The 24,719-nt window shown below is 49.5% G+C and carries 19 protein-coding genes; 2 read left to right on the plus strand and 17 right to left on the minus strand.

All coding sequences use genetic code 11. The annotated features are described in order from the left end of the window. Positions 1-56 precede the first annotated feature (56 nt). The 17 genes from cmk to IPL71_RS20885 all read right to left on the minus strand — a co-directional run bounded on the left by cmk (position 57) and on the right by IPL71_RS20885 (position 21,669). Positions 57-740 carry a (d)CMP kinase gene (cmk, locus tag IPL71_RS20805; RefSeq protein WP_345324960.1) on the minus strand — a complete coding sequence of 228 codons (684 nt, stop codon included), beginning with the start codon at positions 738-740 and terminating at the stop codon, positions 57-59. 29 nt (positions 741-769) lie between these two features. Then, positions 770-1,708, minus strand: coding sequence for a hypothetical protein (locus IPL71_RS20810; RefSeq protein ID WP_345324962.1), 939 nt, complete (start codon positions 1,706-1,708; stop codon positions 770-772). After that, positions 1,641-2,312, minus strand: a complete 672-nt coding sequence (locus tag IPL71_RS20815) for a hypothetical protein (protein ID WP_345324964.1) — start codon at positions 2,310-2,312, stop codon at positions 1,641-1,643. The genes IPL71_RS20810 and IPL71_RS20815 overlap by 68 nt, the downstream gene beginning before the upstream one ends. Before the next feature lie 34 nt (positions 2,313-2,346). Next, positions 2,347-4,884 (minus strand): DUF2298 domain-containing protein, encoded by a 2,538-nt coding sequence (locus IPL71_RS20820; RefSeq protein ID WP_345324966.1) that lies wholly within the window; start codon positions 4,882-4,884, stop codon positions 2,347-2,349. Between the two features lie 222 nt (positions 4,885-5,106). Continuing rightward, positions 5,107-5,547: a GNAT family N-acetyltransferase gene (locus IPL71_RS20825; RefSeq protein WP_345324968.1), complete on the minus strand. Its 441-nt coding sequence runs from the start codon at positions 5,545-5,547 to the stop codon at positions 5,107-5,109. Next, positions 5,544-5,897, minus strand: a complete 354-nt coding sequence (locus IPL71_RS20830; protein WP_345324970.1) for a DUF952 domain-containing protein — start codon at positions 5,895-5,897, stop codon at positions 5,544-5,546. The genes IPL71_RS20825 and IPL71_RS20830 overlap by 4 nt, the downstream gene beginning before the upstream one ends. Beyond that, a complete protein-coding gene (locus IPL71_RS20835) occupies positions 5,894-10,075 on the minus strand; it encodes a DUF2298 domain-containing protein (RefSeq protein ID WP_345324972.1) in 4,182 nt (1,393 codons plus the stop codon). Before IPL71_RS20835 ends, IPL71_RS20830 begins: the two co-directional genes overlap by 4 nt. After that, positions 9,961-10,833 carry a glycosyltransferase family 39 protein gene (locus IPL71_RS20840; protein ID WP_345324973.1) on the minus strand — a complete coding sequence of 291 codons (873 nt, stop codon included), beginning with the start codon at positions 10,831-10,833 and terminating at the stop codon, positions 9,961-9,963. Before IPL71_RS20840 ends, IPL71_RS20835 begins: the two co-directional genes overlap by 115 nt. 42 nt (positions 10,834-10,875) lie before the next feature. Then, positions 10,876-13,038: a glycosyltransferase family 39 protein gene (locus IPL71_RS20845; RefSeq protein ID WP_345324975.1), complete on the minus strand. Its 2,163-nt coding sequence runs from the start codon at positions 13,036-13,038 to the stop codon at positions 10,876-10,878. Positions 13,039-13,071: 33 nt separating this feature from the next. Continuing rightward, positions 13,072-13,866 carry a class I SAM-dependent methyltransferase gene (locus IPL71_RS20850; protein ID WP_345324977.1) on the minus strand — a complete coding sequence of 265 codons (795 nt, stop codon included), beginning with the start codon at positions 13,864-13,866 and terminating at the stop codon, positions 13,072-13,074. Next, complete coding sequence (locus tag IPL71_RS20855) at positions 13,863-15,020, minus strand: glycosyltransferase family 4 protein (RefSeq protein WP_345324979.1); 1,158 nt, start codon at positions 15,018-15,020, stop codon at positions 13,863-13,865. The genes IPL71_RS20850 and IPL71_RS20855 overlap by 4 nt, the downstream gene beginning before the upstream one ends. 57 nt (positions 15,021-15,077) lie before the next feature. Next, the gene (locus IPL71_RS20860; protein WP_345324981.1) at positions 15,078-15,455 is read right to left on the minus strand and encodes a mechanosensitive ion channel family protein; all 378 of its coding nucleotides are present in this window, start codon (positions 15,453-15,455) and stop codon (positions 15,078-15,080) included. Beyond that, positions 15,424-15,891 carry a mechanosensitive ion channel family protein gene (locus tag IPL71_RS20865; protein WP_345324982.1) on the minus strand — a complete coding sequence of 156 codons (468 nt, stop codon included), beginning with the start codon at positions 15,889-15,891 and terminating at the stop codon, positions 15,424-15,426. Before IPL71_RS20865 ends, IPL71_RS20860 begins: the two co-directional genes overlap by 32 nt. Before the next feature lie 91 nt (positions 15,892-15,982). Next, a complete protein-coding gene (locus IPL71_RS20870) occupies positions 15,983-17,008 on the minus strand; it encodes a GDP-mannose 4,6-dehydratase (RefSeq protein ID WP_345324984.1) in 1,026 nt (341 codons plus the stop codon). A gap of 2 nt (positions 17,009-17,010) precedes the next feature. Next, complete coding sequence (locus IPL71_RS20875; protein ID WP_345324986.1) at positions 17,011-18,024, minus strand: lysylphosphatidylglycerol synthase transmembrane domain-containing protein; 1,014 nt, start codon at positions 18,022-18,024, stop codon at positions 17,011-17,013. A 121-nt stretch (positions 18,025-18,145) separates the two neighbouring features. After that, a complete protein-coding gene (lepA, locus tag IPL71_RS20880; protein ID WP_345324988.1) occupies positions 18,146-19,945 on the minus strand; it encodes a translation elongation factor 4 in 1,800 nt (599 codons plus the stop codon). Between the two features lie 155 nt (positions 19,946-20,100). Next, complete coding sequence (locus tag IPL71_RS20885; RefSeq protein WP_345324990.1) at positions 20,101-21,669, minus strand: toll/interleukin-1 receptor domain-containing protein; 1,569 nt, start codon at positions 21,667-21,669, stop codon at positions 20,101-20,103. A gap of 260 nt (positions 21,670-21,929) precedes the next feature. Here IPL71_RS20885 and IPL71_RS20890 point away from each other — a divergent pair, with 260 nt between their 5' ends. Both IPL71_RS20890 and IPL71_RS20895 read left to right on the plus strand, forming a co-directional pair. Then, entirely contained in the window at positions 21,930-23,897 is a 1,968-nt protein-coding gene (locus IPL71_RS20890; protein WP_345324992.1) for an SPFH domain-containing protein, read from the plus strand. Positions 23,898-24,002: 105 nt separating this feature from the next. After that, positions 24,003-24,704, plus strand: coding sequence for a hypothetical protein (locus IPL71_RS20895; RefSeq protein ID WP_345324994.1), 702 nt, complete (start codon positions 24,003-24,005; stop codon positions 24,702-24,704). Positions 24,705-24,719: the final 15 nt, after the last annotated feature.

Here is a 24,719-nt window from a genome sequence, read left to right on the forward strand (position 1 = left end):
TACTATTTATCAAAACGCAGACTTTCGTCTGCGTTTTGATTTGAGTATGTCTTAAATTATTTACACAAGGCAATGACTTGCGTAAGAACCTGCTCTGCACTGATCTTGTCTGAATCGATGACGAGCGCGTCGTCAGCCGCGCGCAATGGAGCCACGGCGCGTGTTGAGTCAATATGGTCGCGCTCAATCACTTTTTTAAGAATCTCATCGTAGTCCGCTTGATCGCCACGGGCAATGATCTCGTGGTAACGGCGTCTGGCGCGTTCTTCTGCACTGGCATCCAGATAAATTTTTAAGTCTGCTTCAGGTAATACAACCGTACCAATATCACGGCCGACCATGACCACTTTACCACGCAGCCCAATACGACGTTGCTGCTCAGACAAAGCCGTACGCACACCCGCATAGGCTGAAATAATCGAGACATTCGCATCCACCGAACCATCACGCATATCCCAGGTGACATCCTTATCACCGATGACCACATCACAAGCACGGCCATCATCTTTTGACGGAGGACGGATGTCAATTTGCGCGTTTTGAGCAAGCCCGGTAATGACCATTTCATCACGCAGATCCATATCATGCTGAAGCGCGATCCAGGTAATGGCGCGATACATTACACCTGTGTCGAAGAATAAATATCCGAGTGCATCAGCCAGACTGCGTCCAAGTGTGGATTTGCCCGATGCGGCAGGGCCGTCGAGAGCAATGATCAATGGGGGGAAGTTTTTTGTCATAAAGTTTTTGTCTCTTTAAATTAAAGTGGCTAGGGATGGGGTTGAGATGGGACATCGATGAAAAGGTCATCACGCGCCCAAAGAATAATGGTTTCGCCAGATTGCGGCATTTCACGCAAAGTCACCCAACGCATCCAATCTCCCGGCAGCGTTACATCCCCTGAAGGAGTCTGACGCCATGAAAAATCCTGCCCACGATAGGCGGCGACTAAAACAGGATCATTCTCAAACGGAGTGATGACGAAATCAGGTGAACTGGAAATATCCAGGGCTTCCACTACTGTTACCTGATGCTGACGCAGCGTCCATTCCAGTGCAGGCGAATCAAGCCCAACGATGACCACAGGAGCGGAGAAGTCATCTCCCACGCCCCACTCGGATATATCACGCACAGTGGCTTGTAATAAATCCGCTTGCAGAGGGACAGGCTGTGACCACCATAGCTCGGGGTTCGCTAATCCGCGGAAACCTGCAGATCCAAGCGTGCCGCCAAGGCCAAACAATCCAAGAACAATCGTCAAGCCTAATACGCCGCCAATATGCGCAACACGAATAGACCAGCCTGCAGCAACCAACAAAAGACTGAGAACGAACAAAAATATGACTCCGATCAAGAGCCAGAAGCGCAGTGAATATTGTGAAGTGCCGGCGGGAGTCCAGACCAGGCCTGAGAGATCAAGCCATGTAAAAGCCCAGAGGAAGGTGGTGAGGAAAATCACGCCCAGTACTTCATTGCGTTCTTCAGGGAAGATATCCACATTGCGGACGAGTTCAAGTGAAGCCATTGCCCAGAGCGGAATCAGCGCCCAGACGAGGTCACCGATTTGACGGGAGGGAATAAAGACCACAAGCAGCAACGCCACCAAAAACCAGACACTTAATGAAATGATGCGCGGACTATTATTCCGCCAGCCGCGAAACATGGTGATAAAAGCGAGGATCACGCCAAGCGGTTGATAGACAGCCAATGAAAAAGCCAATCTGGCAGCTGACATCAGAAGCGGATACCCAACCAACAAAAAATGCAGGGATGGATGCAAGTGCTGCACTGATACCATTCGGAACGATAAAGAAGAGCGTACCGGCGACGATGAAGGAAAAAACGAAAGGGATGAAGGATGAAGGGTGAAGGATGAAAGATGAAGGAGTAGCGGCTGATGGCTCTGCACTTCGCAAAGAATTTATGCCTTGCAGGATGGCCCAGGTGATGGCGATACCAAGAAGGCCAAGCCAGATGGAAGGTCCGCTGAGGAGGGCGAAGGCGGCGAAGCGTTCAGTAAAGAGCAGGGGAGCGAAGACGAGTAAACTTCCGATTAAGGCAGGGATGAGTCGGGCGAGGAAATCAGTCCCGCCGCCGTAGAGGAAGAAGAAGATCGAAGTGAAGAGAATATAAAAAGGGTGCGGACTGAGCGCGGGCTTGAGGCCTTGTGCGATGTGCAGGGCTTGCAAGGCGGGCGCGGCTTCCACGTCGGTGAGGGGCATGGCACCAAGCTGGATGAAGCGCAGGGCGACAGCAGTAAAAAATGCCAAGGCATACAGCCAGCCTTCGTGTTTGAAATGTCGGTAAGTCATGGGGGCAATTGTAATCGGTTTAAATTGAGTGGGGTTATGGTACTTCGTAAATCACCACGCCGCCTTGTTGAAAGATGGGCTTAAGGTGAAGTTGAAATTTTTCCTGGTTGACCGGCATGGATATATATTCCAGAGTGCCGATATATATATAACGAATATCGTAGCGATCAATAATAGCCTGTGCTTCTTCCCAACGGGCAGTGGTGTAGAGCGTGGTCATGTCATCACGGCGGGAGCCTTGCGGCTCGTAAGTTCCGCGCCACTGCGCTTCATGACCAGGCCAGCCGATGACCGTTTGCAGACCCGTATGTGCGGAAATGCGGGCATAACCACTATAGCCATCTCCAACAGCTTCGGCGATGACTCCATCCGGCACGGTACGCAAAAAATCGATGGCGGCGGCTTCATCGGGGTTCTCACGGCGGATGCGGTCAAAGTCATCAAGTGTGAAACCATAGGTTGGTTTGAAATCATTTGTCTTGTTAAGCAAGCCAAATGCCGGGTACAGCAAGCCTGCAAAAATTACCAGACCGATCAATATACGGAAAAGAATATCCTTTAATCCCCGTAAGTTTTGAAATAAATATGCGGTTGCAAATGCGGCGACAAGACTCCATAACATCCATGCCTGATAATAAAATTTAAAGATGGTATTGATACGATATCCAAACTGGTCACGCAGATAAACAAAATCAGGAACAAGGACAAGGATGGTGCCGAGCGTGAGAAGGAGCAGGGTGAATTGATTGACGATTGATGATTGACGATTGACGACTTGAGGATTTTCAATTTGCAATTTGTGATTATCTGCAAACAAATAGGCGAGCGATGGAATTAAAATTGCAAGCAGGGTGATGAGACTGCCGATGTAGGTTAATCTGCGCAGGGTGGTGGCATTGAAAAATTGACTGGCGGACATGCCTTGCGAAGAAAGGAACATAAATACAAAATCTTTTTCGATAAGAGAGCCGACCCAGCCGATGGCCCAGGAGAGAATCCAGAGCAGGAGGGCAAAGCCGAGGCCGAGGGAGATGCCGAGTTTCCAGTTGGGTTTTCGTTTAGATGCAGGAGCAAGCTCCTGCACTTCAGACTCCTGCGCTCCAAAGTTAACGCCAGAGTAAATAAGATAGGCAAAGATGGGAATTAATAACGTGCCCCACATAACCCAGAGATGAGCGCCGCGGGTGGGATTCATGACGTTTGGCAGAATTCCGCCGGCTTGTGATGAAAAGCCAAGATAAAACGGAAAATATAAAATAACGGAAAGAATGCCGAGCGGCAGGCTAAGCAGAAACAGATCTTCAAGGCGATCCCAACGCCAGCCGTCTTCACGTGCGCGGGCGAAGACATAGGCCAGGATAATTAATGTGGCGCCGACGAGAATATCCCAGGTGTTGAGGAAGGCCAGTCCGCCGATGACGAGGGCGGAGAATAGAAAGCCTGCGTAGCTGATATGCAAACGCGCGCCAAAGATTCTGATCGTGCCGCGAAAACCGCCAAGGAACAGATTCAACGCGACGGCAATCGCCAGCAAACTAAACGGGATGGCAAGCACATGCGGATGCAAGTCACCGAGCAGGAAGGAGAAGAAGGGGAATTCATCGATCGCTTCACGATGATTGCCAAGCATGTCGTAATCTTGTACAACACGTGAAGCGCGCCACCACCAGAGATAACGGTCAGGTTCCCACTGGAAGGGTTCGAGCGGAGCAAAGGACAGTTCTTTCATGTCCAGCCATTTCCAGAAGACACTGGTGTATTCACCGGTGATTGAATTTTTTACCCAGAATAATCCGCGGCGATGCAGGACTTCAAGCAACGCTTCAAAATTGGCGACGAGCAGCAGGAAGAGCGGAGCGAGGAGAGCATAAGCAGTGGACAGTGGACGGTGGACAGTGGGAGATTCTTCGCCATCAGATCTTTCATCACGGTCTGTGGTTTGTCGTCCGTGGTCTGTTGTTGAAAGCAGGTTGTAGACAATTCCATAAGCGCCAAGGGCACCAAGGGCAAAGATGAGCGCGGTCATCAGGTTATGAGCCATGCTGCCGACGATGCCGGATAACCGCGCAAGCATGGCGGTCATCACGTAGCCAAAGTAATAATAAGAAATGCCATAGCCTGAAAGCCACGGGTCTTGAGGTGGAAATGTGGGCGAGCGCAAAATGCCGTTGATGAACGCCAATTCCATCGGCTTCTCGGTGCTGGTCAACTCTGGGTTGGCAGAACGGACAAAGGCGAGGAAGGCGAAGGCAATAAAAAATAAAATTTCAGTGGTAAGAATGAGGGGAAGATTCGATCTGAGAAAATTTACAACTTCTGATCTTCGATTTATGATCGAAAAAATACTTATCCCAACCAGAACAGCGAGCGCCAGCAGGATTCCGCCCATGTCATTTTGTGCGATGCCGAGTGAAGCGAAGAGCCAGAAGACATAGCCCCAGATCAATAGTCCCGCAGTGCGCGCGAGGGTGTACCCTCTATCAGCAAGCGCGGGAAATAAAGTGTGCATCAGCGGAAAGGTTAACCAGCCGAGCAAAGTGATGATGAAGTACCAGGTGATGAATGCGGTCATTGGGGGATATCCAGTTATCAGTTATCAGTGGACAAGCTGCAAGTTAAGATAGTTGTTTAACCATACGGTGATACCCAAGATATTCATTTGGGTGTGAAATTGTTTCAACAATCTGATATCCGAGGCGTTGATATAAGCGCAATCCGTTTTTATTATAAAGCCCAACCACCAAGGCGCATTTTTTCAGAGATACAGACTGTGCTCTCTCTTCGGCAAATGTCATCAATGTGAGCCAATGCCGCGCCCTTGTGATGCGGCAGAGACACCAAGATTGCTGATGTAATATTCATCTTTTTCAGCTTCCCGTCCGCCGGGGAGAGCGTATCCGCGCCAAAGAAAACGCAAGGCGGGGACCAATCCCATAACCGAAAAAATATTTGGAACCACAGCCAGATTGAGCGAATCAAGTTTTGCGCCTTCACAAACAACCAATGCACCCAACGGTTCGCCATCTGCTTCGGCAATAAAGGTAATTTCAAAACCAAATCGGCCGGCATTGCAAGTGACCAGTTTTTTTATAAGCGTATGTGCCGGTTGTTTTGCATTCTCAAAAAGATAGTCTGCCAGTTTTCCCATGGAGAGATAAAACATGTCCGCGACGAAGGCTGCGTCTTCCGGCCGGGCGGGGCGGATCAATATCTCAGATGAGACGGGAGAAATCATAAAGGGAGAGAATGCCAGTTGCCATCAGGATCAGGCGGAAAGTTAAGCACAGATGCGACTGCGGTTAAGTTGATGGGGCCAAAGATGTGCGGAAATGAATCGGATTCAGAAATGCCCGGGGCGGGAAGTCCAGCAGGCGGTTCCCACTTAAGCTCGGGCTTGAGTTGTGCTTCGTCGAGTTTCAATAACACGAGGTCAGTGCGCCCGGCATAAAAAGCATTCGCCACATGCAGAACCTGATCTTCAGTGGAACAATGAATAAAGCCTTCGGTTTGCAAACTCGGCGCGCTGTACTCACCGCGTGTTTGCGCTGCGGCCCATTCGCTCTTTGATGTAATGTGCAGGATCATGGCAAGACCTCGTAGATGGTTGTATTCTGATCGTGATAGACCGTCTTCCAGTATTTGCCGTCATATAACTCAAACTTGGCAAAATTATTTAAAGCAGGATCAAGTGACGGATAGATATTTTTTTCAAGCTGACCTACAACAATATATTGAACCTGATATTTTTTCAGAAAAGCGCGCGCAGATTCAAGATCAAGTGTGTTGTAGAACATGCCGATCTCATCCACCCGCTGCTGCACATCTGTGGATGCAAATCCGCGCTGCTGACGTTGATGCCAGTTCCAGCCGACCACGCCCGGCAAACCGGTGTAGATGGTGATGCGTGTACACCAACGATATTCTGAACAGTTGGCTTCCACAATAACAGGAGAGCCTTTTACATTGTCCTGAAGCCAGCGGATGGCGTTGTAGTCTTCGCTCAGTTCCATCGGTTGACCATCCCAGTGCTGGGAATATTTCATAAAGGTCATGCCGTCCAATGTGTGCGGCACTTCTGAATTTAAGCGGTCGCTGATCTTATCGGTTGTAGCGGTAATGGTAAATAAAAATGCGCCTGTCAGTAACGCGTATAACCCGGTTTGATAGATCGTACGCCAGCGCAAATTCCAAAACGGAAATTCGTTCAACAGCCAGCCAAAGGCGGCGGCGGCGCTGATGGCAAGCAGCATCCAGGCTTGTAAGTACAATTTGAAAACCGTGTTCATGCGGCCAATGTCACCGACCAGTACCACCACTTCAACTGCAATGGTTAGGGCAAGCGCTGTGCCGATCATTAACAAAACACCGCGCTTCACATCCGGCATATCGGGGCGCAGAATTAAGATCGCAGCCCAGGCGGCAAGCGGAATCGCCAGCCAGCCAATGCGCACGCTTTCCACGGCCATGAATAAAAGCAGGGCAATGAAAACAGCCAATCCGATCTCGATCAACAGGGCGTAGGCGCGTAGTTTCTTTAAGTTTGAAACAGGCGTGGATGCCATCCACTCGCGGGTTTCCCATGCGAACCAGGCCGTAATGATAAAGAGGAACAAGCCCCATTGCGTAAGATAGGATGAGATCGGTGTATGCGAACCCTTCCACGGGTCTACTGCGCCATAGCCCAAACTGTACCAATAGGTAAAAGGCGAATACAGTAAAGAACCAAGCACATACAATAAACCAACCGCAGCCAAGGCAACCATTGCACGCCCCAGCCCATCGGGCAAATTGAAACGACCTTTCCATTCAAAATTGCGATAGAGTGTGTAAATCACAGCCAGCGCCGCCAGCGGAAAGAAAGTATATAAATCCCAGGTATTGGTGGGGCGTAACGCGCCAATGACCAACGCGCCAATTCCAAAAGCGGCGACCCACTCGGCACGCGTCATCTGCGCGCGTGATTTAATAAATGAAACCGACCACGCGATGACAAACAGAGTCAACGGCATGACGATCATGTGCGCGTGCATGTCACTGAATAGAAACGTAAAGAGCGGAAATTCCGTGATCGGCTCCACATCATTCGGCGCAGGAATCACACGGCTGGGATTCCAATACCAGTCACCGCGCCCGATCGGCAGCCCCGCGCCCGCGAAAGCCAGCGCCAATCCCTTCACGGCCAGAATCCATTTCTCCACGAAAGTTGCATCCACCGGCACATTGCCTTGCGGCGCGGCGATTCGTTGAAACCCAAGGAAGATCAATTTGAGCGTGCCAAGATTTCCAAGCAAAATCGTCATCACAGAAGCCGCGAGGCCGGAGACCAGAGATGAATTTTCATCCCTGTCTTTTTCCATTAAATTCCAACCGATCGTAAACGCGCCAATGGCGATCAACGCGAACCAGGTTGGCAGAATAAAGTTATAAGCGATCGAAGGCACAACGCCCAACAATTTAACCGGCGTGCCGACCAGCACAAAACCATAATAGTAATAATTAATATAGCCGCCCGCGTACCACGGATCATAAGGCGGAAAGCTCGTACTCTTCAACACTGCATTGAAATACGAAAAGTCCATTGGCCGCTCGCCGCCCTTCGACGGATGCCACATATCCGAGTTGCCGAGCCGGATCAAAAGATCGATCAGGAAGAAGACAAGAAAGAGGATTTCCACCATCACAAAGAATCTGCGATTGGAATCCCAATCCGCTTTGAACTGCTCTTTGCGCATCAACCATAACCCGATGCCTGCCGCAGCGACAATGACAAACGCCACACTGATGGAGACTCGCGTAAACGGTATACCAACCGAGCCGCCCATCCACGCCAGCCAGGCCAGCAAAACCAAACCTACAATCCGTCCAAGCGGATACGCATACTGACGAATCCCCGGTAAAGCCAGCCGGGCAATCGGATAGGCAAAGAGCCCCAGAACAAAGATGAACAAATACCAGATCAACACCCCCACAAATGGATATTGATTCTGAATCCAATCATAATTAAATAACTCAGACCATGTGCCGCCCGCGCGCTGTTGCTTAAGACGCGTATCCGGCAGCATCAAATTCTTGTAATCGCTAGCCTGATCTGGCGTAAGCCGAACCACTTTGGATAAATCAACTGCGCCAAGCACAGACTGCACTTTCGCCGCATCAAAATCGTCAGATTTTTTGAAGATAAAAACCTTGGGATGATCGTAAAAAGTAAACGCTTCCTCCGCGGTCCCATCATTGATCACCAGCGGACCAAATGTGGGATAGGTCTCAAACACTTCCACCAATTCAAAACCCAGGCTGCCCTTATATTGTCCGGGCTGCGCGGCATTGTAGCATTTGATAATATCCGCACCCACTGGGCACCCCAACAGTTCACGATAATACAAAGTGGTCAGCGGATAGCGTTCCGGTATGCGTGTGATCTGCGCGTACTGATGATTGGTCGGGATGATGATGTAGTCAGATTGAGAAAGGGTCTGCACATAACGATTTAGTTTGTCAGCATTGTCATCCCAATAGACTTGTAAATTCAGATCGCCGCGATAGATACCGCCAAACGCATCATACCCGTCAATACGGAAAGGCAGTCCCCAGTCGTAGTCTGTCTCATTGGCAAGGGCAGAACCGCTGATCACGAGTCCGCTTCCCAAAGTCTCGATCTTCAAAAGATAAGGCTGGTCTTTTACAAGCGTAACTTTGTTATCCAAAGAAAAAGTAACGGAAGGCCCGCGCAAATCTTTTTTGTTATCCAAATCCACCGACTGTGAAGCACGCGCCAGAACTTCATCCGGCGCGGATGAAGCAGACAGAGTCAACACAATAGTTGAGGGGGGTACATCAAAATCCAGCGCGTGGCCGAAAACGATCTCAGAAACCTGTCCATCGTAACGGGGAACGAAGGTGGTCGAAAACACCACTTCGCGCTGAATCACCATGTCACTCGGGATCGGCAAAGGCTGGTTATACACACCACGGTCTGCGGTCTCAATTTCAATATTGACCGGGCCTGGAGCATTTTGGAAAAGCCAGCGTGAGGCGGCAATGCGCGGTTCATCGCGCAAATAAATACTTTGAAACGCAAAAGCCCAAATCGTGGTTGAGATCAACACAACCACGCCGAGTGTGGCGGCAAGTATGCCGTATAAATTAACCCGATTTTTCGGATTGTTTAATTTAGGAAGTTCAAAAATAAACCAGGCCGCCATCATACACAACAGCGGATAGACCGGCAGTTGATAACGCATGGTCGGATTAAATTCCATGGACTGCCAGCCAAAATAAAATGCCGTCCAGCCCCATAACAATAAATGTTTGTACTCCCCTTTAAGAATCCGCCAGCCCATGAGCAAAAATCCCGCCCAGGCGAGAATGCCAAGAGGAAGCCCAAGCCCCCAAACGGTCAGGTTTTGAAACGAATACAAATGAGAACGGCGTGCCCACTGCAAATTCCAGGGCAGGTCAGAGCCGGCAGCCTGTGCGCGCTGCTCGGCAATATTCGCAACCCACTGCGGATTCAGTCCCAGTCCGTTGAATGCGTACGGCTGAAAAATACGGAAGGAAATGATCGTTGCGATGCCGCCCGCCACCAAACAAATGAGAATTAATTTTAACGCCTCATTGCTTGCATCTTTTTTGACAAAGAAATATCGGATCAAAAAAGCGCACGGCAGCATAAGCGCCAGCGCTGCCGCGTTGATCTTGGAAGCCATCGCCATGCCAAGCGCCAGCCCAAACCCGATACTGAGCAGAAAAAGCGGATGAAGCAAAATTCCCAACCCATAGGAACTTGTGCGCGTTGACTGGAATTCCGGCAGCGAACGTGTGTCTCTGAAGCAATATGCTTCACAAGCATTAACCCTTCGCTTTCCTCTTCCTCCACTTCAGGCTTATATTCCACCGCATCCCGCTCGCCGGATTTCTCCCTATACTCCACGATCAGCATGACGATCCCCAACGCGAGGAACATGAACATATTTGTAAACAGATCTGTGGTGAAAAAATGAGACTGTTGAATTTGCATCACAGCCAGCGAGGAAAAAGCCGCCGCGAACAAACCGATGCGCCGCCCATACAAACCGGAAACCATTAAATATAAAATAAATATCGTAAACAGGTCAGCCAGCGCAGACATCTCACGTGACAGAAATTTCAACGTTTCAAGATCATCCGCGCCAAAAGCTTCTGCGATAAAACGCGTGATCGTCAGCGGAAACGTCCCATACACAAAGAACGAGTATCCGCTATTGTATGGATTCAGCGTGGAATTATCCGTGTCAAAATATTCACCGATACCCATCCAGCGTTTTTGATCCTCAGGACAGGCATCCACAGGCGTCAACGGAGTCTCACAAGTCTGCGCCCGCAAACTTCCAAGCACACCACTGAGAAACAATTCATCTGGATGTTGGTGATATCCTTCGCCCCACCCCACACCACCAAAACGCAAATATCCCGCCATTAGCAGGACAAGAATAAAAAGCAGATCATACAACCATGCGTATTTTTCGTTTTTAAAATTATTCATATTTATTTTTTAGCCGCTTCGCCACAAAACCACGTGGACAAATTACTGCTCGATCCTCAACACCATAAAATCCTTATCAGGATAACTGGAAGTATAGCGGGAGAATACGCCATTCGGGTAGAGAACTTTAAGAGCATTCTCAGTTTCCAGATCGTCCACTCGATACATGATCAGTTTTGGCCCGGGCACATTGAGTGTCTCAGCAAAATTTTCAGGCCAGAGCGCAAAATCACGATTCGGAACCCCCGCCCAAACACCCGGCAAACGCGTATCCACCCAATACGGGAAAGGTACGATCCACACTGAATCGGTCTGACCGTTTTTATCACGAAACTCACTGATCAACCTACCCATCTCAGAAGTATTCCACGCGCCGCCCTTAAAGTTTTCATTAAATTTATTGAAGACAAGATCATAATTTTGAAAAGCGGATGCGGCGAATAAAAGCGCTGTCACCCCATAAGCGACGAAGGCCCGCCTCCCGCTTCGCACCCCGCTCAGGCTTGATACAAACCCGTCGAGAGCCAGCGCACTGACAATGAATACCGCCACCGCCGCCCCGCCTGTACGATTCAAAGAAGGGTTTTCTGCCGGAAAAGCCAGCGAAAGAACAGACGGCATCAACAGCACAGGAATGGAAATCAGCAAAAACAGATCGCGCCAATCAAGCTGACGGATATAACGCATAATTAATAAAAGGACACCGATCACAAACAGCGCACCCGCCACCACATCCAAAGCCGGACGCATTGGCACGGAATGCACCCAGATACTTCCGTTGTCCCAATTGAACATCAACAAACCGTTCATTAAGTTTGAAAGAAATATCTCCCACGCCGGGCCGGGCAGCGCCGCCTCAGCAGATGTGAGGCGGGTCATGGCGCGATACCCAAAGATATCCGGGTTCGCCAGCAAATAACGCAATAGAGGAAGGAAAACAAAAAGCGAAGTGACCGCAAGAATCACCAGCCACAACAACGCCTGTTGACGATTCTCTTTTGAGCGGACATGAATCACATAAATAATAAAGGCTGCCACCACCAGAATGGGAACCATACGAAATGGACTATACCCATGCAAACCAAGTCCCAGAAAAAGGCCCGAGAGCAGGAAATCGTTCCGGTTTCGAGTACGCAGGCCGCGGATTAAGTAAAAGAGCGTGGGTGCAGTGAAGAGCGGATATAAAGGGAAGCGAAGTCCGATGCGGGAGATCACATTCGGCCAGTAGGCAATTCCAAAAAGAGCAAGCGCAAACAGCCCCACGCGCGAACCGCCATATTCCTTCCCCAATAGATACACATACGGAATTGTCAAAACACCCAGCAGCGCCGTGCCAAGCTTGAGGCTCAGAAAGGAAAGCCCAGTGCCGAAAACATTGGCGACAAGCAGCGTCCAGTACATTTGAAAAGCTTCACGGCCGGTATTGCGCGGGAAGAAAATTTTATATTCACCCTGCGAGATGTCATAGACATCCAGTATTTTTTCGGCATGATCGCTGAACGGTTCAGCTGGGACAGAGTCGATCTGGTACAGGCGAAAGAAAATCGTGACGGCAAATACACTGAGAACAAGCGCGCTCCATAACATCTTTTTTGTGCGTGTTTCAGGATTATTTTCCTGTTCGATTTTTGGACGTTTGACCCATAAGCCCCAAAATAGAAAACCGATCGCAAGCAGCCACAGCAAAACATTGACGAGGGTAAATACGCCGCCGCCAAAAAACCAGAAGGCTGTCAACGCCAAAACAATGGACAGTAAAAACGGGATCGTGCGTGTGCTCAGATCATCGGATGTTTGCCAGGTCACAGGCAGGGCAGGCAGATGCCATTCATTTTTGAAATAGGCCCAGATGCAACCCCCTGCCGCGAGGACGTATAAAACAACAGCAATATTTGTCTGACGATTCTGCGGCTCCAATAAAGATTGTGCGCCGAGCGCCAGAAAAAACGCCAGCAGGGAACGCCACGGAAAATAAGAAACGCGCACAGGCTGTTCCGGCATTGGTTCTGACACATAGTGCTGCGCCACTTCATTGACCAAAGCGCGGTCAAGTTCTTCACGGCGGCGCGCATCCCACAACGAGCGGATGAAATTAAAGAAGGAACCCCAATCCTTTGTGACTGATTTATACAAGTCAAGGACGGTGGGTTCCTGAGCTTCCTGGGTTGGATCTTCAAGGGGAGGGATTTGTGAGTTGTTGATCATGGGGTGAGTAATTAATAAATTTCCCGAATACCGCTAGTTCTTGCGGGCCACATAAAATGTATAAGCGCCCTGCGGGTGCTCGGGATTCTCCACGAATTTGCGCAGGAAACGCTCGGTAAAATATAAATTCCAGCGGGTGGGGGATAGGATCCAGCGTTTAAAAATGGAATGTACGATCAAACTCGGCAGGCCAAAATAATGGCCCCATTCTAACACGCGCAAAGCCTGAGGCGAAAAATAATGCCACCAGCGCACGAGCGTAAATCCATTGGCTTCAAGCCGCGCCTGCCAGACCGCAGGATCATCACAATGATGATGGCGTGAAATTTTGTTAAAAAATGCGCGGTACAAATTCCCCAAGGAGCGCAGACCGACCGCATCGAACGCGTTGCTGACGGAAAGAGTAGGTAAAAAATTATGGTTCGGCACACAAAATACAAAAGGTGCACCGGACTTTAAAACACGACCGGTTTCCTTCACCACCTGATCCAAATGCGGAATATGCTCCAGCACCGAGTTGGAAAACGCGGATGAAAAGTATCCATCTGAAAATGGCATCGTACCGCCATCCGCTTCGACCAGTACGTTATATTTTTCGTAAGGCTTGGCTTCGTGGATCGGTCCGTGCCAGGGATCAAGTCCCACATCAATATTATGGTCGAAAGTTAATGCTGCAAAATTTCCGTCACCGCAGCCTACGTCTAAAGTTGGGGAAGGCAGGTCAATATCCTGATAATAGGCACTTTCCACGGCGCGCAAAAAAGCGCGGAAGTAGGGAAGTCCGCTGAGATGGAGAAAAAGAAAATCTTTATTTTTACGATCACTCATCGTTTCATTAACCTTTGAAATAGTTTTTCGTATTCCTGCGCAACAGAATCAGGATCGTAGGATTTTTTGATCGCATCAATATCACCGCGATGTTGATCCGCTTCATCCAATACGCTCAAAATTGATTCTGCCAAAGAAGCAGAATCTCCGATTTTAGAGACTCGTCCCATGCCATGCATCTGGACAGGTCTGCGCACTCCCGGCAATGCAGACGGAACACTGGGCACACCGTTCAGCATGGCTTCGATCTGCACGAGGCCAAAGGCTTCGGTGGAATTCAGTGAAGGGACTGTTAACACATCGAGGTTGGGATAGAAGGCCGCCATTTGAATGGGATCAAGATTGCCGAGGAAGGTCCAATGTCCCTGCACCTCAAACTCGCGGATGCGCGGCATAAGCCGGTCTGAATAGGCCTGCTCACCCATCACGTTTTGATATGTGCCCGCGAATAAGACTTGCGCGTTGGGATATTTCTTTAAAATGATAGGCAGCGCATCGAGTAAAACTTCCACGCCTTTTTCGGCGGCGAGACGGGCGGCCATGCCGATCACGGGTCTGCGTTCTTTTGTGCGATGTGCGTCAGCGAAAGCGGAAACAGCCAAAGGCGTAGGAACAGGCAATTCGACGGGAGGCAGGATCGGGGTCAGTTTTGATGCGTAGCGTGAGAGGTAGGGAGAATTATCAGCGTAGTCTTGTGTATAGGTCACGATGTGATTGGCAAGACGTCCGGCCATGTTGTTTTGAAAATCCACCACAAAATTGACGAGACGATTAAACCAGGTGCGAGTCAGAAACAGATCGCAGTGATAGGTGAGCACAACCGGTTTGCCGAATAAGCGCGCACGAAATGCAACGCCGGGCGCATCAAATTGCGGAAGATGCAACTGCACCACATCATGCTGCGCGACCAATTTGGTGGCGACAAATCCAAAAGTTGGGGCAAGCACGCCCTTGCTGACTCGCGCCGCAACCGGCACACGAATGACTTTTACGCCATCCATCATTTCTTCGCGCGGAAGAGACGGGTCGTATTGGGTGGTCATCACGGTCACTTGATGGCCGCGTTGGACGAAGGCACGCGCAAGGCGCTCTGCGTAAATGGTGAGTCCGCTGGTGTGCGGACGGTAGTAGGTAAGAACGGTGAGTATTTTCATAGAGCCAGAGGATTATAATGGATAAGAAAGGGGCGCATGAGTTGCAAAACCCGTATATTACTTTTCAGCCTTGAAATAAAACATCTGAGATGGAAGCGGAACTTTGATGTTCTGACTTTCAAAGGCTTCCTTCACTTTGACCAGCGCGGCATCCTTGGCGAATTCCACCTTGATCACAGAAGTATTGACCCAGAAGGAGGCTGTCAACTCGATGGATGAATTTCCGAAATTGGTAAAGTTGATCTCCGGCGCGGGCGTGATCACATACCCGGGCACATCTTTCATCACCGATTGCAAAACAGCACGCACCTGCTCAGGGCTGGTCCCATACGCTACCACGAGCGGAAGTTCCACACGGCGGCGATTGGAACGGGTGTAATTGATAATGACATGCGAAAGCACATCAGGCATTGGGCAGAATTGCAATGCGTCCATCGAGGGTTCGCATCTCGGTTGTCCGCAGGTCGATCTTCAAGACCACGCCATCGAAATTCAAAACATTGATCTCATCGCCAACTTTGAACGGCTGCTGCATCAACAGAATAATGCCCGAGACGAAATTCTGCATCACATTTTGCAGCGCAAAGCCAACCGTAAAACCGATGATCCCCAACCCCGTGATAAAGGCGGTCACATTGAAGAATCTTTGCAAGGCCGTGATCACACCAAAAATAATGATCGTCCAGCGTAAAATGTCAGACAGAAGATCGGTCACACCGGAGACAGTCTTGCCCTTGACCAGAACTCTCTTCAACACATTGCTTAATACCCGCGCAAAATACAAGCTAAGGACAAAGATCGCCAAAGCCGTAATAATATTTGGAAGAGCCAGAACCGCCCGCTCTACAAGAGTAAAAAGATATTGCTGCATAAGGATTTACTCCGAAAGATAAAATAAAAGCAGGCAGATTATACCCGCGCGGCCAAAAATAAAAATCCGAGGCTCTCGCCCCGGATTTTCCCTAAAACAAGTTTTTATTTTCCATCACCCATGTATGTAATTTTTGAACGCCTGCTTCCACATTGACCTTTGGCGCCCAGCCCAATTCTTTTTCTGCCTTGCTGATATCGGCATAAAATACACGCTGGTCACCGGGGCGCCAGTCACCGCGCGCCACTTCGATCGTATCGCCAATTAATTTCTCAAGCTTCGGCCCAAACTCAGACCAGATCGACATCACATTTTCAGGTCCGCCGCCGAGGTTATAAACCTGCCCGGCAGAGATATTTATCTTTTCAATTGCGAGATCATAGGCATTCAACAGATCATCCACATATAAAATATCACGCACCTGTTTACCGTCACCATAAATGGTAATGTTGCGTCGCATCTCAGCGGCGATGATAAACCACGCCACCCAGCCCTGATCTTCAATACCAAATTGGCGCGGACCATAAATACAGCTCTGGCGCATCACCACCGTGGGCAGATCATACATGCGCGCATAATCACGCACATATTGATCGCCGGTGCCCTTCGAGCATCCATACGGCGAGTGAAAATCCAAAGGCTGTGATTCGGGACAGCCATTCACCAGATCCTTGTAACGCCAGCGCGTGGCTTCTTCAAACAACTCAACATCTTCCATGCCGCCATACACCTTATTGGTGGAGGCATAAACAAAGATTGGATTTCTTCCCGAAAGCCGCGCCGCCTCAAGCACATTAAATGTACCCAATGCATTGCACTCAAAATCATCACGCGGATTAATAACCGACGTGGTCACCGCAACCTGTCCCGCCAAATGCACGATCACATCGGACCGTTTGGCTGATTCAGCGATCCTATCGGCATCGCGCACGTCCCCAACAATTACCTCGAAGGCACTCTCCCCAAATTCCTGCTTCAACCATTCAAGATTACGCGGCGCACCTGCCCGTGCAAAATTATCATAGATGGTAACCTTCTCACCGCGCTTCAACAAACGATGAACATAGTTCGAACCGATAAAACCCGCGCCGCCGGTCACAAGATAGTTTTTGGTCATGATTAATTTACCTCGTCAGGATTTGCTGCATTTTGTTTGTTTCTCATATTCATAAGTTGCTGATAGACGCCTGAAAGGGTCTGCCCTTCGCGCATTAGGCCAATGGTACCAAGCACACCGCTGTTTAGATAATTATATAAACGGGCAGTCAATGCCACCGCCAGTGACGTAGACTGATCCTTTGTAAACACGAACAAGGCCGCACTGACCGCGCCTTCAAAAGTCCCAACGCCGCCCGGCAAGGCAGGGATGGCTCCGCCTAAAGCAGCCGCGCTCAAAATGAACAAAGTCCACTCAGGCTGCGCCTGCGGGAAGAACGCCAGCGTAATCAAATAATAAGCAACGAGCGCAATAAACCAGTTGAAGCTCATCCACAATAAAAAGCGGATGAAGAGCCAGCCGTCCGTCAGCACGCCCAGACCTTCAAAAAACGACTCGAGGAAACTCCCGCCAAATTTTTGAAGAAAAGGCCAGCGCACACTTAGTTTATGAAAAGTATCCAAAGCCCATTTATTATTGCGAGCCAACACATACATCATCACGAGTCCCAAAATGACCACACCGCCCACGATGTAACCGATCCGTTCGGAGTCCTGCGAATCTGCAACATAGGGCAGAGCCGCCAGAAGAAACGCGGCAGCGAAGGCCAGGTCAACGACTCGTTCAATGATAATGGTGGGCAATATCTCGCTAAAGGTCATCCCCGATTTGCGGCTGAGAAGAAAGGCACGCCCTACTTCGCCAAGGCGGAACGGCAGAAACGTGTTAAGTAAATATCCCTCACTAGCTGCGAAGAGTACATCCACATATTTTGGTTTGTCGCGCAGCAAAGTCTGCCAGACCTTTGCACGCACGAACATCCACAGAAATGAGAGGATGATCGAGCCTGATAAAATGCGATAATTGGCATTCTGGATCGCGCTCCACATGGTTTGGAAATCGACAAAATACAGAATCGCCGCGATCAAGGCAATGCTGACCAAAGCGCCGGGGATCAAACGTTTTATATCTTTCATATTTTTCACCAGAAAATAATTGTAGGGGCGGAGCTGAGCAGCAACCGCCCCTACAATTACACCATAATTTTAAATTTGCGTTATATACAAAAAGGGCGACCACAAGGGTCGCCCCAACGTATTAATCGTCATCCAATTTCAAAACGGCCATGAATGCATCCTGTGGGATTTCCACATTACCGACCATCTTCAAACGCTTCTTGCCTTTTTTCTGTTTTTCAAGCAATTTCTTCTTACGTGAAATATCACCGCCGTAACATTTCGCGAGCACATCCTTGCGCGTGGCTTTGACATTCGCGCGCGAGATGATGCGTCCGCCGGATGCGGCTTGAATGGCGACATCAAACAACTGGCGCGGAATCAGATCCTTGAGTTTGGTGATGAGACGCTGCCCCTTATGGAACGCATCCTTCTCGTGGACAATTGCTGCGAGCGCATCGAGAGGATCACCATTGACGAGGATCTCCAATTTCTGTAATTTATCGACGCGATATTCAAGGAACTGATAATCAAGCGAAGCGTAGCCTTTGGTGCGTGATTTCAACGAATCAAAGAAATCAACAATGATCTCAGAGAGCGGGATCTCAAAATCAAGCTGCACACGATGCGGCGCTGGATATTCCTGTTTCTTGAAAATACCACGGCGCTTGGTGACCAATTCCATGATCGGACCGTAATAATCAGTAGGCGTGATGATCTCAATATTCATCCACGGCTCACGCACTTCGACGATCTTGCTCGGGTCGGGCAATTCAGCGGGCGAGTCAATGGTAATGACTTCGTCATTGATCATCAACACTTCGTATTCCACCGATGGGGCGGTGAAAAGTACATCCAGATCATATTCGCGTTCGATGCGTTCCTGAATAATTTCCATGTGGAACAAGCCAAGGAAACCCGCGCGGAAACCAAATCCCAGCGCTTGCGAGGTTTCAGGCTGGAAGGTTAATGAAGCATCGTTGAGTTGTAGTTTATCAAGCGACTCGCGCAGGGTGGTGTAATCATCCGCTTCAACGGGGTAGATACCGGCAAAGACCATTGGCTTGGGAATGTGATAACCCGGCAAAGGTTCTTCAGCCGGCGCGGATGCGAGTGTGATCGTATCGCCCACGCGGCACTCATGCACGGTCTTGAATCCGGTGGCGATGTAACCAACTTCACCGGAGCCGAGCATTTCCACAGGCTGCATCTTCGGCACAAAGATACCGATCTCAACCGGGCGTAAATCAAGTTTGGTCGCCAACATACGCAGCACATCAGTCGATTTGATTTTGCCTTCCATGATACGCACATACGCGATCACGCCTTTATATGAATCATAATGCGCATCAAAGATCAGCGCGCGGACGGGTTTGTTATCCACATCCTGCGGAGGCGGCACACGTTCAACAATCGCTTCGAGGATTTGATCAATGTTGATGCCTTCCTTGGCGGAGACGCAAAGCACCGATTCAGGATCGACCCCAAGCAGGCTGCCTACATCTTCGGCAACTTCGTCGGGACGGGCTGAGGGGAGATCAATTTTATTGATAACAGGAACAATTGTCAGGTCGGCATCGAGCGCCTGATAAAGATTCGCAAGAGTCTGGGCTTCGATCCCTTGAGTCGCATCCACCACCAAGATCGCGCCTTCGCAGGCTTTGAGCGCGCGGCTGACTTCGTAGCCGAAGTCGACATGCCCGGGCGTGTCGATCAGGTTCATCTCATAGCGTTGATTGGCTTTTGATGTGTAAAACATGCGGACAGCCGAAGACTTGATCGTGACGCCTTTTTCGCGTTCGAGGTCCATGCTGTCGAGCGCCTGTTCGGTCATGTCGCGGTCAGAGATCGCGCCTGTTAATTGAAGCAGGCGGTCTGCAAGCGTGGATTTGCCATGATCAACATGGGCGATGATACAGAAGTTACGGATATGGTCAGTCATATTACTTTTGGGTATTCTCTCTTTTAAAAACTCGAATGCAAACATGACAGGTTCTTAATGAAATTTATTGAATTGCCATGGTTGCGGGGCAAAGTATACCCGATTAAAGTGACCGCCGCCTTTATCATCAGGCGGCGGTTGTCTCTCGTTTATTCCTACTTCTTCGCGGGGAACCAGCGTTTTGCGTCGCGCATGTTCCTGAAAAACATAAACCCCGTCACGGCTATCCCGATCAAATAAATATATTCTGCAATATTGACAAAGTTGTAGGGAATGGTGTTTATGTCAATGCCTGCATCAACGATCTCACTGACAATCCTGCCATCCAGGACTTTCTGCCAATATGTCAGGCCCCACATGACAACAACACCCAAAAGGATCTGCCACAAACTGGAGAATAGACCTTTTCGGCTGGTTAATCCACTCACCATTAAGTAGGCAAGCCCGCCGAACAAAAGCATATTCGCCCCAAGTTCAACATAGTCGGAAGGAATCAGGTCGATCGGTGGAGTCAGTAAATAGCTTATTGAAGAACCGATATTAACCACGGTCAGGAAAAGGATAAAGTAGTAAATTGCAGTGATCAATGGCGAATATACTGTTTGAGAACTAACCGGCCTCATACCCAACGCTTTAAGCAGTTCCTTCGGGTTGGGCAGCAACTGGGCGATCACATCCAACCCGCGCACGCCGGGACGGAAATCGATCCACTGGATGCGGGATAATGCCTTCGAAATGTCGTTGTTCGTCTGAATCAGAATGGGAAAAAGCATTTGTTTTTCCGAATCAGCTTCCGTGTCCGATTTGAAGCGGGAGATCAGCGCAAAGACCGCCTTCGCTTCCTGAATCGTATTCACCTGTGGGTGTCCGTATTTCTTCAAGGTCGCGATCAGATCCTCAGCGATCACGCGGTCTTGAACCGCATAGTCCACATAAAAGGGAATCGGGGTGGGGTTTGAAATCTTCGGGTCGTGCGGATTGATATATTTCGGGATGATGGCTTCCGGCTTTCCCCAACGCTGCATGGCAGGAGAGCGCAGGATGAACAGCAGGATCAGCCCATACATGATGCCCGACCACACAACAATATCCAATGCCGGGTCTTCGTATACCACTAAAGAAAGCACGGATGCAACCGGTAATGCCAGCAAAGCGGTTTGCACATGTGTAAAATCGAAATTTCGTTTGTATATCTTGTAGGGAAGAGGGAACAAGATCCATGGGATGAACAAAGTCCAGTATTCAGAAAGCGATAACAAAGACACCAGTGCGCTCACCAGGATGGCAACCCATACGATCCACGGCGCCTTGAAGCCTGTTTCAGGGACAGGGTGTTCTTCCTGAATCGGCTGCTTCAATTGGGAAAATAATTCTGCCAGCCCTGCTTTATAACTGCCGCGAAAATCCACCCATTCGTATTGTTCCAGTTCCTTGGGTAAATCCACCGCTTCAAAGATCAAAAGAATGACTCGCTTCTTTGTTTCCAAAAAATGACGCCATTCCAGCGCCACATATTCAGAAGCGATTGCAGCCTTGGATACCACAAGCAGAACGGTATCCGCTTCAGTCAGACCTTTATCGATCTGCACATTCCATGGACTACCCGGGATCAAGGCGCGGTAATCCAGCCAAACATCGTAATTCTCACCTTCGAGTTTACTGACCAGATCGTCAACAAACCCAAGTTCGCGGCGTGAATAGCTCATAAAAATCTTTGAAGTCATAAATTTCTCCTCTTAACCGTAATATTAGACTCAACACACTGCTATTGGCTTCGTTTCGTTTATGGCAATCACAAAAAAATCACCAGCGGTTAAGCCGGGTCTGCCCGAAACGGCAAAAGCCTTTTTCAAGATGGCAGGTTGGGTTAAATAGCACAAAAGGGTGGATGTCGCTTTCGATTGGAAATGAGTAAAATATAGCAACCTCATTTGAGATAATCCGTAATTAATGTTGTGCGCAATTTGGCGTACAAGGAGAAAAAATGACTGTACTGGTTTTTGTGGGTTATGTAGTGTTTGGAATTCTATTTCTCATCATGCTATCAGGGATTCGATTCATTCCCAACAACCGAATCGGCGTGATCGAGAAACGATTCAGCGGTAAAGGCTCTGTCAAATCTGGTTTTATCGCGATGAACGGCGAAGCTGGTTATCAGCCACGTATTTTGCGCGGTGGTCTACACTACTTGATGCCGGTTCAGTATGTTGTGCATATGATGCCGTTGGTGACCATCTCCCAGGGTAAGGTCGGCTATGTCTTCGCGCGTGACGGCAAACAATTAGACCCGGCACAGGTGCTGGCATCCAATGCGGCGGTTACTGATTTTCAGGATGTGGAAGGCTTTCTAAAGAATGGCGGACAGCGTGGTCCGCAGCGCCGGATTTTGCGTGAAGGTACCTATGCGTTCAACCTGGTGCAGTTCATTGTCATCACCGAGGAGCGCATTTACACACTGGCATTAAGCAAGGAAGAAGGCGATACGATCCGCGGCATGGCACAAGTGATCGCGGAGCGCGGCGGCTTCCGTCCCGTGGTTATTAAGGATACTGACGATACCATTGGTGTTGTCACCATTCATGACGGCCCGTCCCTCGGACAGGGCGAGATCATTGCACCGGTGGTCGGTGATGAACCTGCACAAGCCGATACCTATCACAACAAATTCCAGGATGCCGATAACTTCCTGCGCGCCGGCGGCCTACGCGGACGTCAATTACAGGTATTGGTGGAAGGCACCTATTACGTCAACCGTTTGTTCGGCACCATTGAAATGATCCCCAAGACGGTCATCGAAGTTGGTAATGTGGGTGTGGTCGTCTCGTACACCGGCGCCATGGGCGCAGACCTTTCAGGCAAGGACTATCGTCACGGCGAATTGGCTTCCAAAGGCAACCGTGGTATTTGGAGCGAACCGCTCCTGCCCGGCAAGTATGCCTTTAACACGTATGCGGGTAAGATCATTTCGGTTCCGACGACCAACTTTATCTTAAAGTGGATCCGCGCGGATGTCGGTGCACACAAGTTCGATGAGAATCTAACCGAAGTCTCGCTCATCACAAAGGATGCGTTCGAGCCGTCCCTGCCGCTTTCGGTGGTTGTCCATATTGATTATCAAAAGGCCCCGCTCGTTATTCAACGCTTTGGTGATATCAAAAAACTGGTGGAACAAACTCTCGACCCGATGGTTTCGGCCTACTTCAAGAACGTCGGTCAGACACGCACATTGATTCAACTCTTGCAGGAACGCAGTACCATTCAACAGCAATCCAGCCTTGAGATGAAGGAAAAGTTTGAGCATTACAACCTTGAGTTGGAAGAAGTGCTGATTGGCACACCTTCCTCACCCGAAGGTGACACTCAGATTGAGACCATTCTTAACCAATTGCGTTCACGTCAGGTGGCTACCGAACAGGTCGAAACCTACGCCCAGCAGGAAAAAGCGTCCATCAAGGAACGCGAGTTGAAAGAGGCTCAATCACGCGCGCAAATGCAAACGAGATTGACCGAAGCCGAGTTGAACATTAACATCCAGACCGATCAGGGTAAGGCTGAGTATCAACGCTCCCTGCAACAGGCGCAGCAGATCCGCGCGCTGGCTGAAGCGGAAGCTGAAAAGATCGCCCGCATCGGTATCGCGCAGGCGCTTGCCACCGAAGAACAGGTCCGTGCGTATGGCGGCCCTCAATTCCAGGTGACGCAGCAGGTACTCAACCGCTTCTCAGAAGCCATTCAATCCTCCGGCGTGGACGTTGTACCGCGTGTGGTTGTTGGCGGCAACAATGCCGAAGGCGGAACCTCCGGCAACAGCAATGTGATGGAAGGCCTGCTGACCATGCTATTGTCAGACCGTTTCAGCGCCATGGCGGAAGAATCCACGAAAGCCCAGCGTTCGCCTGAAGCGGATGCCCTGCGTGAGCAGATCCGCAAGGATATGGAAAAGAAGAAGTAACCATAACAAAAAATGGACTGGCCGGTAGCGGCTAGTCCATTTTTTGTTGCATGGAAATATACAAACCTCTTTAAAATGCTACAATAAAAGTATTAAACCAATCTTATGAAAACATTATCCCACCCCATCTCCGCATTAAGCCTTTTACTAATTGGCATGTTAGTCAGCATCACACTATCCGTGATGTCCACCTGGGCAGACTTTGAGGCCGCGTTCTATGGATTTACAAAGCAGGCCAAGAATCCGCTTTCAGGATTAAGTTGTCCCATTTTGATGGGCAGCAATGAAAGTCAGACCATCTCGATCAAGGTCACCAACCCAACAGGCCAGGTGATCTCACCATCGGTCAGGACGGAAATCAGCACATCCCTTGCACCAGCTACCTCTCTTGAATTCATAGACCTGGCAGCAGGTGAAGCTCATACATTCACATGGAATATCGGCCCTGATAATCTTGATCTGGGACAATTCATCTTCGCCAAAGTTTTGGTCTACTCCGCCTACCCAATGCCAGACCAGGAAAATACCTGCGGCGTATTTGTACTGCCCGTGCGCGGCAATGGCACATGGATATTGGTCATCACATCCATCATCAGCATTCTAAGCCTAATCAGCGGAGCATACCTGTTACACAAAAGTGACCTGTCTGAAAAAACGAAGCGTCCAGTGCTATTTCTTGCAGCCCTGATCTTATTAACAATGGCAATCAGTTTTATGGGACTATGGATTCAAGCAATTGTCCTACTTGCCATCACCACCCTGATGATCTTCATCATACTCAGTTTACGTCTCAGGCAAAACACTTAAAAAAATAAGCCGCCA

It is taken from the genome of Candidatus Villigracilis proximus, from assembly GCF_016717045.1.
Lineage (GTDB): Bacteria > Chloroflexota > Anaerolineae > Anaerolineales > Villigracilaceae > Villigracilis > Villigracilis proximus.

Coding starts and splice junctions, on each gene's coding strand:
- IPL71_RS20840 (WP_345324973.1), bottom strand. CDS start 10,833: ATGAATAATTTTAAAAACGAAAAATACGCATGGTTGTATGATCTGCTT.
- IPL71_RS20855 (WP_345324979.1), bottom strand. CDS start 15,020: ATGAAAATACTCACCGTTCTTACCTACTACCGTCCGCACACCAGCGGA.
- IPL71_RS20845 (WP_345324975.1), bottom strand. CDS start 13,038: ATGATCAACAACTCACAAATCCCTCCCCTTGAAGATCCAACCCAGGAA.
- IPL71_RS20890 (WP_345324992.1), top strand. CDS start 21,930: ATGACTGTACTGGTTTTTGTGGGTTATGTAGTGTTTGGAATTCTATTT.
- IPL71_RS20830 (WP_345324970.1), bottom strand. CDS start 5,897: ATGATCCTGCACATTACATCAAAGAGCGAATGGGCCGCAGCGCAAACA.
- IPL71_RS20850 (WP_345324977.1), bottom strand. CDS start 13,866: ATGAGTGATCGTAAAAATAAAGATTTTCTTTTTCTCCATCTCAGCGGA.
- IPL71_RS20865 (WP_345324982.1), bottom strand. CDS start 15,891: ATGCAGCAATATCTTTTTACTCTTGTAGAGCGGGCGGTTCTGGCTCTT.
- lepA (WP_345324988.1), bottom strand. CDS start 19,945: ATGACTGACCATATCCGTAACTTCTGTATCATCGCCCATGTTGATCAT.
- IPL71_RS20870 (WP_345324984.1), bottom strand. CDS start 17,008: ATGACCAAAAACTATCTTGTGACCGGCGGCGCGGGTTTTATCGGTTCG.
- IPL71_RS20895 (WP_345324994.1), top strand. CDS start 24,003: ATGAAAACATTATCCCACCCCATCTCCGCATTAAGCCTTTTACTAATT.
- IPL71_RS20860 (WP_345324981.1), bottom strand. CDS start 15,455: ATGGACGCATTGCAATTCTGCCCAATGCCTGATGTGCTTTCGCATGTC.
- IPL71_RS20875 (WP_345324986.1), bottom strand. CDS start 18,024: ATGAAAGATATAAAACGTTTGATCCCCGGCGCTTTGGTCAGCATTGCC.
- IPL71_RS20885 (WP_345324990.1), bottom strand. CDS start 21,669: ATGACTTCAAAGATTTTTATGAGCTATTCACGCCGCGAACTTGGGTTT.
- IPL71_RS20825 (WP_345324968.1), bottom strand. CDS start 5,547: ATGATTTCTCCCGTCTCATCTGAGATATTGATCCGCCCCGCCCGGCCG.
- cmk (WP_345324960.1), bottom strand. CDS start 740: ATGACAAAAAACTTCCCCCCATTGATCATTGCTCTCGACGGCCCTGCC.
- IPL71_RS20820 (WP_345324966.1), bottom strand. CDS start 4,884: ATGACCGCATTCATCACCTGGTACTTCATCATCACTTTGCTCGGCTGG.
- IPL71_RS20815 (WP_345324964.1), bottom strand. CDS start 2,312: ATGACTTACCGACATTTCAAACACGAAGGCTGGCTGTATGCCTTGGCA.